At 41.4% G+C, this 16,566-nt stretch carries 10 protein-coding genes and 1 tRNA gene; 7 read left to right on the top strand and 4 right to left on the bottom strand.

What is annotated here, in order from left to right; genetic code table 11:
- Positions 1–1,988 (top strand): hypothetical protein (locus tag HMPREF2794_RS22955; protein ID WP_070752814.1); only part of this gene is annotated, 1,988 nt, incomplete at its 5' end.
- 334 nt (positions 1,989–2,322) lie between these two features.
- Positions 2,323–3,063, top strand: a complete 741-nt coding sequence (locus HMPREF2794_RS22950) for a Fic family protein (protein ID WP_010538846.1) — start codon at positions 2,323–2,325, stop codon at positions 3,061–3,063.
- A gap of 120 nt (positions 3,064–3,183) precedes the next feature.
- On the opposite strand, the gene HMPREF2794_RS22945 is transcribed toward HMPREF2794_RS22950, so the two are convergent.
- From HMPREF2794_RS22945 to feoB, 3 genes are all read right to left on the bottom strand, one after another.
- Positions 3,184–3,255: transfer RNA gene (locus HMPREF2794_RS22945), tRNA-Cys, on the bottom strand.
- 51 nt (positions 3,256–3,306) lie between these two features.
- Complete coding sequence (locus HMPREF2794_RS22940; RefSeq protein ID WP_008762135.1) at positions 3,307–3,522, bottom strand: hypothetical protein; 216 nt, start codon at positions 3,520–3,522, stop codon at positions 3,307–3,309.
- On the bottom strand, positions 3,519–6,005 hold the full coding sequence (gene feoB / locus HMPREF2794_RS22935) for a ferrous iron transport protein B (protein ID WP_010538847.1): 2,487 nt from the start codon (positions 6,003–6,005) through the stop codon (positions 3,519–3,521). The genes HMPREF2794_RS22940 and feoB overlap by 4 nt, the downstream gene beginning before the upstream one ends.
- 381 nt (positions 6,006–6,386) lie before the next feature.
- On the opposite strand from feoB, the gene tilS reads away from it, so the two are divergent.
- Positions 6,387–7,667: a tRNA lysidine(34) synthetase TilS gene (gene tilS, locus HMPREF2794_RS22930; RefSeq protein WP_070752812.1), complete on the top strand. Its 1,281-nt coding sequence runs from the start codon at positions 6,387–6,389 to the stop codon at positions 7,665–7,667.
- Here the strand turns inward: tilS and HMPREF2794_RS22925 are convergent.
- Entirely contained in the window at positions 7,652–8,488 is an 837-nt protein-coding gene (locus tag HMPREF2794_RS22925) for a 4Fe-4S binding protein (protein WP_010538849.1), read from the bottom strand. The genes tilS and HMPREF2794_RS22925 overlap by 16 nt on opposite strands.
- A gap of 236 nt (positions 8,489–8,724) precedes the next feature.
- On the opposite strand from HMPREF2794_RS22925, the gene rho reads away from it, so the two are divergent.
- The 4 genes from rho (at position 8,725) to HMPREF2794_RS22905 (ending at position 16,532) form a co-directional block, all read left to right on the top strand.
- Positions 8,725–10,902 (top strand): transcription termination factor Rho, encoded by a 2,178-nt coding sequence (rho, locus tag HMPREF2794_RS22920; RefSeq protein ID WP_010538850.1) that lies wholly within the window; start codon positions 8,725–8,727, stop codon positions 10,900–10,902.
- Positions 10,903–11,161: 259 nt separating this feature from the next.
- A complete protein-coding gene (locus tag HMPREF2794_RS22915; protein ID WP_029425639.1) occupies positions 11,162–12,628 on the top strand; it encodes a sulfatase family protein in 1,467 nt (488 codons plus the stop codon).
- Between the two features lie 83 nt (positions 12,629–12,711).
- A complete protein-coding gene (locus HMPREF2794_RS22910) occupies positions 12,712–14,568 on the top strand; it encodes a tetratricopeptide repeat-containing sensor histidine kinase (protein ID WP_010538852.1) in 1,857 nt (618 codons plus the stop codon).
- Positions 14,565–16,532 (top strand): tetratricopeptide repeat-containing sensor histidine kinase, encoded by a 1,968-nt coding sequence (locus HMPREF2794_RS22905; RefSeq protein WP_010538853.1) that lies wholly within the window; start codon positions 14,565–14,567, stop codon positions 16,530–16,532. The genes HMPREF2794_RS22910 and HMPREF2794_RS22905 overlap by 4 nt, the downstream gene beginning before the upstream one ends.
- The last annotated feature ends 34 nt before the right edge of the window (positions 16,533–16,566 follow it).

Raw genomic sequence — 16,566 nt, 5'->3', positions numbered from 1 at the left:
TTGTTTATAAAGAGAAAGAATATCAATTCGATCTACCGGATGCTCTTCCCGCAGGATATGTATTGAACGTGAATAATTCAAGCGGCGCTATTGTAGGCAACGTATTAAGCAATAGGGATACTCCGGATGCAGACATTGTAGCATTCATAAGTCACGAAGGTCGCCCCTATTCGTATTGGGTACTACGAATGAGATCAGGTGGAAATCAAACTTTCTTACTTAAAACACGCGATCTTCCCGGAGGCATATATCAAGTCAGTCTATTAGACAAATCCGGGAATACGCTATGTGAACGGTTTACATTTGTGCAACCCAATAAATTGAATTCAATACAAGTAGATGGAATTAAAGACATTTACCAACCTTTCGAACCAATTCGCTGCGAAATACAAGTAACAGATCAAAAAGGAAATCCTTTACAAGGTTCTTTATCCATATCAATACGCGATGCTATACGTTCGGATTATACAGAATATGATAATAGTATATTTACTGATATGTTATTAACATCCGGGTTAAAAGGGTATATTGATCAACCGGGGTATTATTTTGCAGATATTACGCTTCGCAAATTACAAGAACTTGATGTCTTGCTCATGGTTCACGGTTGGCGTCAATATGACTTATCACAACTTATTTCCGGCAAAAATGAAGAGCTGATTCAACAGTCAGCTGAAAAAGAGTTATTACTACAAGGGCAGATTCGTTCTTCTCTATTAAAAAAAGAAATGAAAGATATGGAGGTAAGCGTCATAGCTAAAGTAGACAATACATTTGTAGCAGGACATACGTTTACAGATGAAAACGGAAACTTTCAACTTCCAGTTACTAGTTTTGAAGGAGAAGTAGAAGCGGTATTCCAGATACGACGTCGGGGATCTAAACATAAAAAAGATGCTTCTGTTATGCTCGACCGTAACTTCGCCCCTGCCCCACGTGCCTTCAGCTATGAAGAAGAACATCCACAGTGGATGGACAAAAACTCATGGATCACCCTTTCCGACCATGTAGACTCGCTATATGCGGATTCTATCAGCAAAACTGACAATACCTATTTATTGAGCGAAGTGGAAATAGCAAAAAAAAGAAAAAATAAGAACATCACTACTCAAGTATTCGAGAAAAGCGTAGACGCATATTACGATGTAGCGCGATTGGTTGATGAATTACGCGATCAGGGAATAGTAATTAATACTATACCCGACTTGCTTAGTAAAGTGAATCCTAACTTTTCATACGATGTGCAAGACGGAAGCTCACGATATAAAGAGAAAACAATCTGTCTCATTGTTGGTAAACAAGTACTTGATACTTTAACTGCTTGGACATTGTGGAATGAGATAGATGGTATAAAACAGATTATGATATGCGAAGGAAGCAATTCGTATACTGATGAAGTGCTTAATTCAATACACGGTTCAAATATGACAAAAGGACAAAATGTAAAAGACATGATGACAGCAATGAATCCCCCACGTACCTTTGATGACAGTTTCTATCTTTATGGAGATGCTGCAAAGAAAAAAATATCGTTAGACGATACTGAAAAGGCCAAATCAGAACCCCTTTTTAGAAAGAAATCATCAGGAATCAACAATAATGTAAACGTCAATATCGATTTTTCAAGATTCGGACAATATGCTTTATTCTACATAACTCCGCATTTTAACTCCAATTATAGCAGATTAACGCAAAAGTCAATGAAGGCTGCCCATGGAACACGTCGTACAATAATCCAAGGATATTCTCGCCCATTAGCTTTCTATTCTCCTGTCTACAAAGACAAAATACCGACTGCAAATGTCAACCATCGTCGCCGTACACTTTATTGGAATCCTACTATACAAACCGACAAGAATGGTAAAATTAGCATAGAATGTCAGAACAGTATGTATGCCAATCCGATCATTCTTCACGCAGAAATGCTGAAAGGTGGAATCCCATGCAGTATTACGATTATTGGAGAGAAGAAAAAAATAAACCAGTAAATATCTCTAAAGTCCCTTTTAGAATTTCAAATTAGATGAAATACCGCCACTTCTGACAAATTCCCCTAATGATGTCAAGATTCGGTCAAGGGTAAAATGTATTTTTTGATAATCCTCATGATCTATAACTCCAAACAACCGTTATTTGGAACTAGCGCACTACAAGGATTTTTTCGGTCATTATACACGTGTACAAAACAATGAGGTTATAACCATAAATAACCCATATTCTACTATTCATTATAAACTTCTTGAATGAAAGATATTCATATATCAAAAAATTTTGTAGCTTCGTGAATATTACAAAAAAACAATAGTGAGACAACCGGAGTACATGAAACAGATATTCAATGAAGAACAAATAAATAAAGCTGTATTCATCATCGAAAGCCCTTTATCAAAGCTTTCGGAACTTTATCATAGTGAGGTTGAGAATCTTGCTATTTTATGGTGCTACTATTCTGGAAAGATAGAAGGCAATGGTTACACTTATGTTGAAACAGAGACACTCTTAAAAAACGGAATCACTCCATCAAAGAAGTATGAAGATGCCGAAATGCTAATCAATCTACACAATACATTCACCGAAGAATTGAAACATATCAAAGGGGAAAATAGTAGAAGAATAGATAAAAGCACTTTATTCAGAGTATATCAATCCATATCTTCTGATTTAGTTCCTGATGAAAAATCAGGGTATTTAAGAAATAGAACTGTTTGTGTTAGTGGCATAGAGTACACACCGACAAAGGAATTACACAAGATCCGAGAAAAACTAGACGAAATACTCTATCAACAGGAACAGTATACCAATCCATTGGAACGAGCCGTTTATCTTCATTGCAATATCGCCCAGTTACAGCCTTTCACTAGTGAGAACAAACACGCTCCCCGAATAATAGAAAGTTTTGTACTGATGCATGCTGATATCATTCCTGTTTATTCTTTAAGAGATGCTGATGTATTGAACTACAAAAAAAGACTAATATCTTTTTGCAAAACTGGAGCATATTCTCTGTATGCTGACTACTTCCTGAATAGACAAATTGAAAGAATAAAAGAAATAGAAGAATAAAAACAGTCTTTCCTTAAAACACCATCCTGATATCATTTTTTTGTAGTACCAATGTAGTACCATTTCAGTTAGGAGCAAAGAAAAACCCCTCTAGAATTTAATCTAAAAGGGGGGGGTATGAGGTTCCTGGCGGATTCGAACCGCCGTACACGGTTTTGCAGACCGCTGACTAAGCCACTCATCCAAGGAACCATTTTTTCTCGTTTGCGGTTGCAAAGGTAGTACAAATTTTGAAACTACCAACTATCCACAGCAATTTTTCTTTGTACTTTTTTTCTTTACACCGCACTCTTGACGTTTCTTTTCCATCATATCCTTTAAATCACAGCCACTTACGCAACTATCACAAGGATTCTCACTTTCGCGCGTACGACGAAAAAAAAGATAAATTCCATATATTACACGGGCAATGCAGAGTACAATCAGTACTCCGACTACCCATTCCTGCCAATTATTCATACAAACAACCCTCCAATCTGATAAACTGAAAATGCCACCAGCCAAGCCAGCCCTGTTGTATAGCAAGCTGCAAACAACGCCCACTTCCAACTGCCGGACTCCTGCTTAATAGCTGCTAATGCCGCAATACAAGGGAAGTAGATCAACACAAACAGCATATAACAGAACGCCACTAAAGGTGTGATCGGAATCCGCTCTGCCAAACTAGCCTCATCGGCTTCCGGATTATCCACATACAAAACTCCCAGTGTACTAACAACCAGTTCCTTCGCACCTACTCCGGAAATCAAACCGATACCCAGTTTCCAATCAAATCCCATCGGCTTTATTACCGGCTCTATAGCCCGTCCCAACTGACCGATATAAGAATTTTCCTGTTGTTCAGCTACCGTCTCGTATGCCTCATGATTCGGATAATATCCGAGGAACCAGATGATAATAGAAGCAATCATAATAATTCCTCCCATTTTTTTCAAATATTGTGCTCCTTTCTCCCAGGTATGACGGAAAATAGATTTTGCCGTCGGCATTCGATAAGGCGGAAGTTCCATTACAAAAGGAGTATCGTCACCTTTCACCAAAAACTTGCTGAACAGTCGAGCCAACAATACAGCCAGAAAAATCCCGATCGCATAAATACTTAACAACACCAAACTCGCATTGTTCGGAAAGAAAGCCCCTACCAGCAACAAATAAATGGGCAAACGCGCACTACAAGACATCAACGGATTAATCAGCATCGTAATCAGACGGCTTTTCCGGTTCTCAATAGTACGGGAAGCCATGATTGCAGGCACATTACATCCGAATCCCATAATCAACGGAATAAACGACTTTCCGTGTAAGCCCATCTTATGCATGATTTTATCCATAATAAAAGCTGCACGTGCCATATATCCGGAGTCTTCCATCAGCGAAATACAGAAATACAGAATCAGAATATTGGGCAAAAAGACGATAACACCGCCTACACCACCTACAATACCGTCAACCAACATATCCTTCAACGGTCCTTCCGACATATTGTTGCGAATCAAATCACCAATTTGTCCTACCAGCCATTCAATTCCCATCATCGGATATTCTCCAAGCACAAACGTCCCTTCGAACATCAGATACATAAAAAGGAAAAAGATTGGATATCCCCAGATACGATGAGTAACGATCGCATCCAGCACCTTCGTAGTCTGTGCCTGCTCCAGATGATTGTCAGTGAATGTCTCTTTCAACGCACCACTGATAAAACCATATTTGGCATCTGTAATAGCAGATTCGCAATCTTCATTCATTGTTTCCTGAACACGCTTAGCCATCTTGTCACGGATACGGAAAATCTCTCCCGCATTCGGCAGTGTACGCACAAAACTCTCTATATCAGGATCGTTTTCCAATAACTTGATAGACAAAAAACGAGTGGAATATTTATGGCGGATAAATTCATTCTTGGATACCTCCTCTTTTACAGCGTCAATCGCTTTTTCCAGATCGGGTCCATGATTAATATGGATGTGCCGGAATACACGACCCGTTTTTTTATGTTCACGCACGTAATCTTCCAAATGTTCTTCCTCATGATTCTTCCGGTCTTCCAAAGAATCGTGCCATTCGGTCAGATCCTTCAGAACCTCCGGATTCATATTCCCGTGTTTATCAAAGAAGTCTACACCTTCATAAAGGTTGATAACTACATGAAACAAGGTATCCAATCCACGATTCTTCTTGCTGACAGTAGGCAGCATCGGTACTCCGAACAATTTACTCAGCAAATGATAATCCAATGTATTACCACTGGATTCCAGTTCGTCGTAAATATTCAAAGCCACCACCATACGAACATTCATGTCAATCAACTGGGTAGTCAGATACAGATTCCGTTCCAGATTTGAAGAATCAACGACATTGATGATAACATCCGGCGTTTCATCAATAATATGACGGCGGACATAAATTTCTTCCGGCGTATAAGCCGATAATGAATAAGTTCCCGGCAAATCAACAATGCGGAAGTGATAACCTTCGAAATCGAAATACCCTTCTTTGGCGTCTACGGTCACACCGCTATAGTTTCCTACATGCTCGTGAGCACCGGAAGCTAGATTAAAAAGAGAAGTTTTGCCTGAGTTCGGATTCCCGACCAAAGCAACGTTGATGGTACGACGCTTACCTAACGCCAACCGTTTCATATCTTCTTCTTTTACAGAAACGTCTTCGGGCAGTCCTTCATGATATATAGTTTCTTCGGCTTGCTTTTTTGCCTCTTCCTCGCTTACCACTTCAATCATTTCCGCTTCCTGACGACGAAGAGAAATTTCATAACCTAAGACTTTATATTTAATGGGGTCTTTCAGTGGAGCATTCAGCAATACTTCAACAGTTTTACCTTTTATAAAACCCATCTCCACAATACGTTTACGAAAGCCGCCGTGTCCCAATACCTTAACGATGACACCTTTTTCACCTGTTCCTAATTCGGATAAACGCATAACTATCTTAATTTTCGGCAAAGATAATTCATAACTTCCGAGCACGCAAATTATTTAGAATGTTTTTAAATAGCAGACTTTTCATATGCCGACAGTAGCTAAATTAACTCATTAAAAGTTCAGGTTCCGACGGCTAAGTTTTTTTAGCCTATCCTGACTGACTTTATATGCAAAAACTTATCCGTCTCACTATAGTGGAACACAAGAATCGCTATAGTTCCCTTTGCGTCCGACATAGTGGCACGAAAGAGAAACTAGAGTAGGACGAATTAGATATTGCGAAAAAAGAAATTGATTTATAGGAATTTTTCTCCTAGTTAGTCCGATAAAAACAATTAGCATTCACTTGAGATAGCTCAATAAACTATTATCTTTGCAGATATGATACAACAACGGGTTATACAATATATAGAGAAGGAGCATTTATTCTCATTAAATGATAAGATTCTGGTTGCCCTGAGTGGTGGAGCAGACTCTGTTGCTTTGTTGTGTGTTCTCCATACAGCAGGTTATCCATGTGAAGCTGCCCACTGCAACTTTCATTTACGTGGGGAAGAGTCAAATCGGGATGAGCTGTTTGTACGGCAACTTTGCCGAAAATACGGGATTCATCTGCATACTATCGACTTCAACACCACTCAGTATGCAACAGAAAAACGGATTTCGATAGAAATGGCAGCCAGAGAACTTCGCTATAACTGGTTCGAAAAAATAAAAAAAGAATGTAAAGCCAATGTAATCGCCGTAGCTCATCATCAGGACGACAGTGTAGAAACGATGCTGCTCAACCTCATTCGTGGAACAGGCATCACCGGCTTATTAGGAATCCGTCCCCGAAACGGAGCAATCGTACGCCCACTGCTTTGCATCAATCGGGAAGAAATCATCCGCTACCTACAACAGATCGGACAAGACTTCGTAACAGACAGCACCAATCTGGAAGATGAATACACCCGTAATAAAATCCGTCTCCATCTGCTCCCACTGATGCAGAAAATAAATCCATCAGTCAAAAACAGCCTGATAGAGACAAGCAATTATCTGAATGATGTTGCTACTATATATAATAAGGTAATAGACGAAACCAAAAAGAAGATTATCACTCCGGAAGGTATCCGAATCGACGCTTTATTGGACGCCCCCACTCCCGAAACCCTTTTATTTGAGACGCTGCATCCACTAGGATTTAATTCGGCACAAATCAAAGATATAGCAAACTCCCTCCACGGGCAACCGGGAAAACAATTCATCAGCAAAGAATGGAGAGTTATCAAAGACCGTAATTTGCTCTTATTGGAAAGTATCCGCCCGGAAGATGGAACCACTCTTCCTTATCAATTAATAAAGGAAGAAAGAGAATACTCTCCCGATTTCCAGATTCCACAGGATAAAAAGACCGCTTGTTTCGATGCCGATAAATTAACAGAGGAAATACACTGTCGTAAATGGCGGACAGGCGATACATTTATTCCCTTCGGCATGAAAGGCAGGAAAAAAGTAAGCGATTATCTGACCGACCGCAAATTCTCTATCAGCCAAAAGGAACGCCAATGGGTACTCTGCTGCGGCGAACGCATAGCATGGCTGATAGGTGAACGGACAGATAACCGCTTTCGTATAGACGAAACGACCAAACGGGTGATAATCTATAAGATAGTCTGAGGTAGTTTCTGTTTCTTGAAACACTCGGAAAGCAGAGACGCGAAAGGAGTATCATACACCCTTGCCTTCTTCGCACAAGCTTTCACACAGGCACAACATTTAATACATTTTTCCGCATCTGTGTTTACTTCATCCCCTCTGGTGATTGCTCCAGCCGGACAACGAGCCGCACAGATACCGCAATGAGTACACAAGCTCTCATCCTCTATCCAAGGGGTACGAGGGAGCGGAGTACCGCTTTTGCGCAACTTGATCACTTTTCTCAAAAAGCGGAATAAAGGGAAAAATGGCTGACTGGGGCGTTTTATAGCACGTACATCGATCTGATAGAGAGTCTCTTCTCCAGCAGCCGCTTGTATTTTCTCCATTATTTTTCTTCCGAAATCTTCCGCATAATTCAAATCCGATTCATTCGGACGCCCGTCTGCAATCGGGCATTTATCGGTGCTATATGAATGTTCACCTATAAAGGTTGCTCCGGCAATCACTTTCATCCCGTGGGGAATAGCAAAAGCATCCAGTTCCATCAATGCCTTTTCGTAAGCACGATTTCCATAAACCACGACCAACACAGTAGGAGTATCCAGTCCACGAATATTTTCCAGACGTTCCATAGCTAAAGGAGCCACATGACCTCCATATACAGGAACTACGATAACAGCCAATGCAGAAGTGGGAATAACGGTTTCCTCGACAGTCTGCAATGTGAGATTCATCGGAACGACATTTTTTATACCAGTTCCGTGAACAATTGCTTCGGCTACTTGTTTTGATGTGTGTGTAGGCGAAAAATAAATTAAACGAGCTTCATTTACTGTCATACTATTTTCTTTTATACAGCAAAGATACGTTTTTACGCTGAAAAAAGTGTCTGATTGTTCATGAAACCAAAAATATTTATTATCTTTGCCCCGTTGAAACATTCTACGATTCAACATATACATCCCTAATTCATAATTAAAAACAAAACATATGCTCGCATATCTGCGGTTATTACGCTGTAGTAATGCTGTCCATATTTCATCAAGACAGAAATTTTAATAACTTACCATACTATATGTATAACATTATCCAATTGAACGACAAAAATCTGTCGGAACTTCAAATTATTGCCAAAGAGCTAGGCATCAAAAAAGCAGACTCATTTAAAAAAGAAGAACTTGTTTACAAGATACTCGATGAGCAAGCCATAGCCGGAGCCACTAAGAAAGTTGCCGCAGAGAAATTAAAAGAAGAACGCAAAGGAGAGAAAAGCAAGCGTTCGCGCACAGCCGTACCGAAAAAAGAGGAAAAAGCAGCACCCGCGCCGAAAAACGCTGAAGTAGCTAAAAATAAAGAAAATGCTCCTGTAGCCAAAGTTCAGCAACAGCCTAAAGAAGAAGCTGCCAATAAAGCCAAAGAGGCTCCTGCTGCTGAACCGAAAGCGGAAAATGCTGCTCCAAAACGCAAAGTAGGCCGTCCACGCAAAGACGCCAACACCACTGAAAAAGCAGAAAGCAAGGAAGTGGAAAATGCAAAACCGATAGTGAAAGCAACAGAAGAAAAAGCGGTTGCAGAAAAAACGGTAGTTGCACCTGCTGAAAAAGCTGCTCCGGTACAAGAGACAGAAAAGAAAGTAAAGGAAAACAAGCCGGCTATTGCAGAAAAACCAGTAATCGCCAAACCACAAAAGAAATCGGCACCGGTGATCGATGAAGAAAGCAATATCCTGTCCAGCGACGACGATGATGACTTTATCCCAATCGAAGACCTGCCTTCTGAAAAAATAGAGCTTCCTACCGAACTCTTCGGCAAATTTGAAGCTACAAAAGCAGAAACGGCACAGGCAGCCCCCGAACAGGCTCCACAACCACAGCAACAGCATTCTCAACCGCAACAACGCCAGCGTATTGTCCGTCCACGCGACAACAACAATAATAATAACAATGCCGGCAACAACAATGCCAATGCTAACGCCAACAACAATAATAATTTCCAGCGTAATAACAATAACAATCAGCGTCCTCCGATGCAGCAACGTCCTGCACCACAGCAGAATAATGTTGCCGAGAGCGTTCCTCCTGTACAACAACAGCCGGAACGCAAAGTGATTGAGCGTGAAAAACCCTACGAATTTGATGATATCCTCAGCGGAGTAGGCGTTTTGGAAATCATGCAGGACGGATACGGATTCCTCCGTTCTTCTGATTACAATTATCTTTCTTCTCCGGACGATATTTATGTATCACAGTCACAAATTAAGTTATTTGGTCTTAAGACCGGTGACGTGGTAGAAGGCATCATCCGTCCACCCAAAGAAGGAGAAAAATATTTCCCGTTAGTGAAGGTATCAAAGATCAACGGACGTGATGCGGCATTCGTTCGCGACCGTGTTCCTTTCGAACATTTGACTCCGCTCTTCCCTGACGAGAAATTCAGACTCTGTAAAGGCGGGTATTCAGATTCCATGTCTGCCCGTGTTGTAGACCTTTTCGCCCCGATCGGTAAAGGACAGCGTGCACTGATCGTTGCACAGCCCAAAACAGGTAAAACGATCTTAATGAAAGATATCGCCAACGCTATCGCAGCCAATCATCCGGAAGTATATATGATTATGCTACTGATCGATGAACGTCCGGAGGAAGTAACCGATATGGCACGCAGCGTCAATGCAGAAGTTATCGCTTCTACTTTTGACGAACCGGCAGAACGCCACGTCAAAATCGCAGGCATCGTACTGGAAAAAGCAAAAAGGCTGGTAGAATGCGGCCACGACGTAGTAATCTTCCTCGATTCTATCACCCGTTTGGCACGTGCGTACAATACAGTATCTCCCGCATCCGGCAAAGTACTCTCCGGTGGTGTGGATGCCAATGCGCTTCACAAGCCCAAACGTTTCTTTGGTGCTGCCCGTAACATCGAAAACGGCGGTTCACTGACTATCATTGCTACTGCACTGATCGACACCGGTTCCAAAATGGACGAAGTTATCTTCGAAGAATTCAAGGGTACAGGTAACATGGAGTTACAGCTCGACCGCAACCTGTCCAACAAGCGTATCTTCCCTGCTGTCAACATCACTGCATCCAGCACTCGTCGCGACGATCTGCTGCTTGACAAGACAACACTCGACCGCATGTGGATATTACGCAAATACCTTGCAGATATGAACCCTATCGAAGCAATGGATTTTGTAAAAGACCGTCTGGAAAAAACAAGAGACAACGACGAATTCCTGATGAGCATGAATAGCTAATCAAGAATAAGTGAGCAACAAATAATGAACGGTGGATAAACTGGAACGATGAATAATCGCAGTTTATCCACCGTTCTTTCTATAGCCCACTGTTCACGATTCATCGCAAACATCCGCCGTTCTCCACAAATCGTTCATCGCATCTTTCATTTTTGTACAAATTAGTTTCATTTACGTCCAAAAGCACTTCCCTGCTCTTTTTTGCTTTTTGTTTTTTCCTACTTTTGCTACAAAATCAATCACTTAATTCTAACCAAGAATGAAAACAATTTATCCATTCATGGGATTGGCCCTTTGTGGCGCAGCGGCTCAGGCACAAGAAAAGCCTAACTTTCTGATTATCCAGTGCGACCATCTGACACAACGTGTAGTAGGTGCTTACGGGCATACACAAGGCTGTACACTTCCCATTGACGAAGTTGCATCAAGAGGAGTGATCTTCTCTAACGCTTATGTAGGCTGCCCCCTCAGTCAGCCTTCACGTGCAGCACTATGGAGCGGCATGATGCCCCATCAAACTAATGTACGTTCAAATTCCAGCGAACCCATCAACACACGCCTGCCGGAAAGCGTGCCGACACTGGGAAGCCTTTTTTCCGAAAGCGGCTATGAAGCTGTACACTTCGGAAAGACTCATGACATGGGCTCACTGAGAGGTTTCAAACATAAAGAACCGGTAGCCAAGCCATTTACCGATCCCGAATTTCCGGTCAACAATGACAGTTTTCTAGATGTAGGTACCTGTGAAGATGCAGTTGCCTACCTCAACAATCCGCCTAAAGAACCCTTTATTTGCATTGCGGATTTCCAAAACCCACATAACATTTGCGGATTCATCGGTGAAAACGCAGGTGTACACACAGATCGCCCCATCAGCGGTCCCCTACCCGAATTGCCGGACAACTTTGATGTAGAAGACTGGAGTAATATTCCTACTCCCGTGCAGTATATCTGTTGCAGCCACCGCCGCATGACACAGGCTGCCCACTGGAGCGAAGAAAACTATCGCCATTATATCGCTGCTTTCCAGCATTATACCAAGATGGTATCCAAGCAAGTAGAGAGCGTACTGAAAGCCCTTTACTCCACCCCTGCCGGAAAAAACACCATTGTCGTAATCCTGGCAGACCACGGCGACGGTATGGCATCTCATCGCATGGTGACCAAACATATCAGCTTCTATGATGAAATGACCAACGTTCCGTTTATCTTCGCAGGTCCCGGCATCAAACAGCAGAAAAAGCCTGTAGATCATCTTCTGACACAACCTACATTAGATCTCTTGCCTACCCTTTGCGATTTGGCAGGCATTGCAGTTCCGGCAGAAAAAGCCGGCATCAGCCTTGCACCGACTCTAAGAGGAGAGAAACAACAGGAAAGCCATCCTTACGTTGTTTCCGAATGGCACAGCGAATATGAATACGTCACTACTCCCGGACGTATGGTGCGTGGTCCCAGATACAAATACACACATTATCTGGAAGGAAACGGAGAAGAACTATATGACATGAAAAAAGACCCGGGTGAAAGAAAAAATCTTGCCAAGGACCCTAAATACTCTAAAATACTCGCCGAGCACCGTGCTCTGCTGAACGATTATATCACACGTTCCAAAGATGATTACCGCAGCCTGAAAGTAGATGCCGACCCTCGGTGCAGAAACCACACTCCCGGCTACCCCAGTCACGAAGGTCCTGGAGCACGTGAAATCATCAAAAGAAAATAATTCTATAAAAAAGAGTGAAGATTCCTTGCCAGTCTTCACTCTTTTTATTTCTTTTGCACATCACCATACGAACAAACAAAATAGTGAACAGTAATTTACAGCATATATCAGCAACAATTGCAGCCATATTTATATCGGCGGCTCTCCATGCAACAAACCTGAATAAAGAACGATTAGCCTCACTGCAACCACTTGTCGATTATGACCTTTCTTTCTATACAGATATCAACATTACCACAGACAGCATCATTTTATGGGAAAAGCTTTTAAGTCCTGAATTAGAAAAGCGGCAAGAATACCATATTCTGTTTCCACTGAAAATGATGGCAGTTCAGGCATTAGTCACAGAAGGCAATATCAGCCTAGCAATCAACAACGCAAATTCGATGTATCAGCAAGCCAAAACAATAGATTATCCTTTCGGAACAGCACTGGCACTGCGCGCTCTTGCAGATACCTATCAAAGCTCAGGAAATTTTCAATCTGCCATGGAGTCTTATGAAGAATCTCTGAAAATAATGCAGAAAATTCCCGCAAGCAATTCATACCTTAAAACAAGTATGTTCTATTTGATTCTGAGCGAACTCAATTTTAAACCAATGGCAGATATCCAGAAAGATTTTTCATACCTGGAATCCCTCTACCACAAGGAATCCGGTTTGCCTAATGACTTTTATCTGCCTTGTAGCTATGCATATTATTATATCCAGACCAATATGCTCCCGAAGGCATTAGAGTGTCTGAAACAATTAGATACAATCTGCAAGCAATATCCATATCCATACTATTTTTCGATTTCCAGCTATATGTACGCCAGCTATCATATTGAATCAAAAGAATATGATAAAGCACTGAAAGAATATGATGAATTACTTGCAATAACAAAAAAGTCCGCTTTATTCAGGCACGTTCAGTTATTGCAGGAACGTGCCAAAGTTTTAGCACTTATGGGTGAAAAGCAAGAGGCATGCAAGGTGTATGAGGTAATAAATAATCTCAAAGATTCATTGGATGCCCAAAGCTATCTCAGACAGATAAACGAACTGCATACCCTATATCAGATAGACAAAAGTGAACATAACTATATAAACATACAAAAAAATCTTTATTACTGGAGTCTCTCCGTTATCTTGATTATTGTAGTACTGATCATCAGCGCCATTTTCCATATCAAGCGTAACAACAATCGCCTTTTGCAGTCGCAACGGGAGCAGGAAGAAGCAAAGAAACAAGCAGAAAAGTCTATCCATACCAAAAGTCTTTTCCTCTCCAACATGAGCCATGAGATTCGCACTCCTCTTAATGCATTATCCGGTTTTTCGTCCATTCTGACAGAAGAATCCATTGATAATGAAACGAAACAGCAATGCAATGATATCATCCAGCAAAACTCGGAATTACTACTCAAACTGATTAATGACGTGATCGATTTATCCAGCCTTGAAATCGGAAAAATGAAATTCAAATTCAAGGAATGTGATATTGTAGCTTTGTGCAGAAATGTCATTGACATGGTTGAAAAAATAAAGCAGACTCAGGCAGAAGTACGCTTTTCCACCTCTCTCAGTTCGCTGAAACTGACAACGGACAGTGCCCGCCTCCAACAAGTATTAATCAACTTACTCATCAACGCTACGAAATTTACGACACAAGGCACGATCACACTGGAACTGATAAAACAAACGGAAGACACAGCACTCTTCTCCGTCAGTGATACCGGTTGCGGAATCTCCAAGGAGAACCAGAATAAGATATTCAACCGCTTCGAGAAACTCGATGAAAACGCACAGGGCACAGGACTCGGATTGTCCATCTGTCAACTCATTATCGAACAATTGGGAGGCAAAATATGGATTGACCCGGGCTATGACAAAGGAGCACGTTTTCTGTTCACACACCCGATTCGCCAAGGGCAGATAAAAGAGGAGGAAACCAGATGAAACGACTCATACTACTGATGATTACTTGTTACTGTCTGTTGCCGGGTCATGCAAACACCGACATAGCCTCAGACAGTTTACTACAAGTGTTGCAGACACTGCCGCATGACACAACCCGTCTCTCTACCCTGAATGATATTATTAAGATAGAGCAAAACAACTACAAATGTATCCAATATTCAGATACGCTGATGCAGGAAGCATTAAAACTAAAAAATGACAAATATGCCAGTTTAGCCGCTTATTATCATCTATTGTATTATTACAATCGCAGTGAACAGGATAGTGTAGCCAAATGGATAGTACGAATGGAACCGTATGTCCAGAGATCCGGTCTATGGGATTATTTTTTCGATGCTCAACGCTTCCAAATTGATTTATATACTTTTACCGAACAATATGAGCTCGCCATCAGCGAAGCGAACAAAATGAAGCAGAAAGCCCTCAACACCAACAGCAACCGAGGCACCGTAGCTGCTTACCAATGTCTGTCCAATGCTTATATCGGTAGCCAGCGCTGGGACGAAGGTCTTAAAGCACTGGAAGAAGCATACAGGCTGCTTCCGAAAAAGGGCAATGCAGTAGTCCATATTTCCGTATTGTCTCAGCTCATATCCGTAACCAAAGAAATGAAAGACAATAACAGGCAACTGAAGTACCTGCAAGAACTGGAAAGTGTACTCCGCAAATTCATCATCGACAACCCATCTTTAAAAGACGGTTTTGCTGACGTATTCATTTTCAATGAGATTTTCTACGCACATTATTATCTGAATACCAATCAACCCCTACTAGCCTATTCACATATAGAAAAATCTAAAAAGTATCTGACTGAAAATACCTATTTCATGTATAAGGTGCTCTACTACGACATCTATGCAGAATACTATCAGAGTATCAAGCAATACCAGCAGGCATCAGCCTATATCGATACTACATTAACTATGCTGAAGAAGGATTTTACCAGCGACTATGCCGAACAACTGCTAAAACAGGCTAAAATATGGGTAGAAGCTGAAGACTATAACAAAGCTACGACTCTCTATCAGCAGGCACTAGCCATCAAAGACTCAGCTGCTATGGCACTCTCCAACACCCAAATGGAGCAAATCAAAAAAAGCTACAATCTGGACAAGATAGAACTGAAACAACAAAAACAAACCAATCAGATCCGCCTGACCAGCCTGGTGGCAATCACTGCCATTCTGATTGTATTGTTCATTTCCCTGTTTCGGCTCTTCAAAATTCGAAAAGCCTTGAAATACTCAGAAAGCGAAATACGCAAAGCAGCGGAAACAGTACGGGTGACCAATGAAATCAAGAACCGCTTTCTGTCAAATATGAGCTATAACATCCGGACTCCGCTCAATAATGTAGTAGGATTCTCACAACTCATAGCCAGCGAACCAAACATAGACGAAAATACAAGAGAAGAATATTCAGCAATTATCCACCAAAGTTCAGAGAAATTAATGCGACTTGTCAATGATGTACTCGATTTGTCACGCTTGGAAGCCAAAATGATGAAATTCCAGATACAAGACTATGACGCTGTCGCACTTTGTAACGAAGTATGCTACATGGCACGCATGAATAATGAAAAGACAGGTATTCAAATCCGATTCACTTCGGAAGTAGACTCACTTTCCCTTCATACGGATACAACCCGATTGGGACATGCATTACTCAGCACTCTGACCTATCCGCAAGAATATGAACCGGAAGAACAACCGGAGGAACGAATCATCTACTTTACAGTGAGCCGGAATGGCGGAATGCTTCAGTTCCGTATTCTCAATTCTCCATTGGCAGACGAGAATTTCACCTCACAGGAGAGCATTATCCGGCATGAAATCAACCAGTTACTGCTGGCTTATTTCGGAGGAATCTATCAAGTTAATGCACAAGGAACAGAAGGTTCGGAAATTGTTTTCGCCTATCCCATTGCTTCAGAATCGGAATAAAGCACTATCTTTGCAAACTGTAAACTTAAACGCT

It is taken from the genome of Bacteroides sp. HMSC067B03, assembly GCF_001811315.1.
Classification (GTDB): Bacteria; Bacteroidota; Bacteroidia; order Bacteroidales; family Bacteroidaceae; genus Bacteroides; species Bacteroides faecis.
The sequence above is the reverse complement of the archived record's forward strand: the minus strand, read 5'-3'. Positions and strand labels throughout refer to the sequence as shown.

Excerpts from the sequence above, each read along its gene's own strand:
- HMPREF2794_RS22940 (WP_008762135.1), bottom strand. The coding sequence starts at position 3,522 with ATGAATAATTGGCAGGAATGGGTAGTCGGAGTACTGATTGTACTCTGC.
- tilS (WP_070752812.1), top strand. The coding sequence starts at position 6,387 with ATGATACAACAACGGGTTATACAATATATAGAGAAGGAGCATTTATTC.
- HMPREF2794_RS22915 (WP_029425639.1), top strand. The coding sequence starts at position 11,162 with ATGAAAACAATTTATCCATTCATGGGATTGGCCCTTTGTGGCGCAGCG.
- HMPREF2794_RS22950 (WP_010538846.1), top strand. The coding sequence starts at position 2,323 with ATGAAACAGATATTCAATGAAGAACAAATAAATAAAGCTGTATTCATC.
- HMPREF2794_RS22905 (WP_010538853.1), top strand. The coding sequence starts at position 14,565 with ATGAAACGACTCATACTACTGATGATTACTTGTTACTGTCTGTTGCCG.
- HMPREF2794_RS22925 (WP_010538849.1), bottom strand. The coding sequence starts at position 8,488 with ATGACAGTAAATGAAGCTCGTTTAATTTATTTTTCGCCTACACACACA.
- feoB (WP_010538847.1), bottom strand. The coding sequence starts at position 6,005 with ATGCGTTTATCCGAATTAGGAACAGGTGAAAAAGGTGTCATCGTTAAG.
- rho (WP_010538850.1), top strand. The coding sequence starts at position 8,725 with ATGTATAACATTATCCAATTGAACGACAAAAATCTGTCGGAACTTCAA.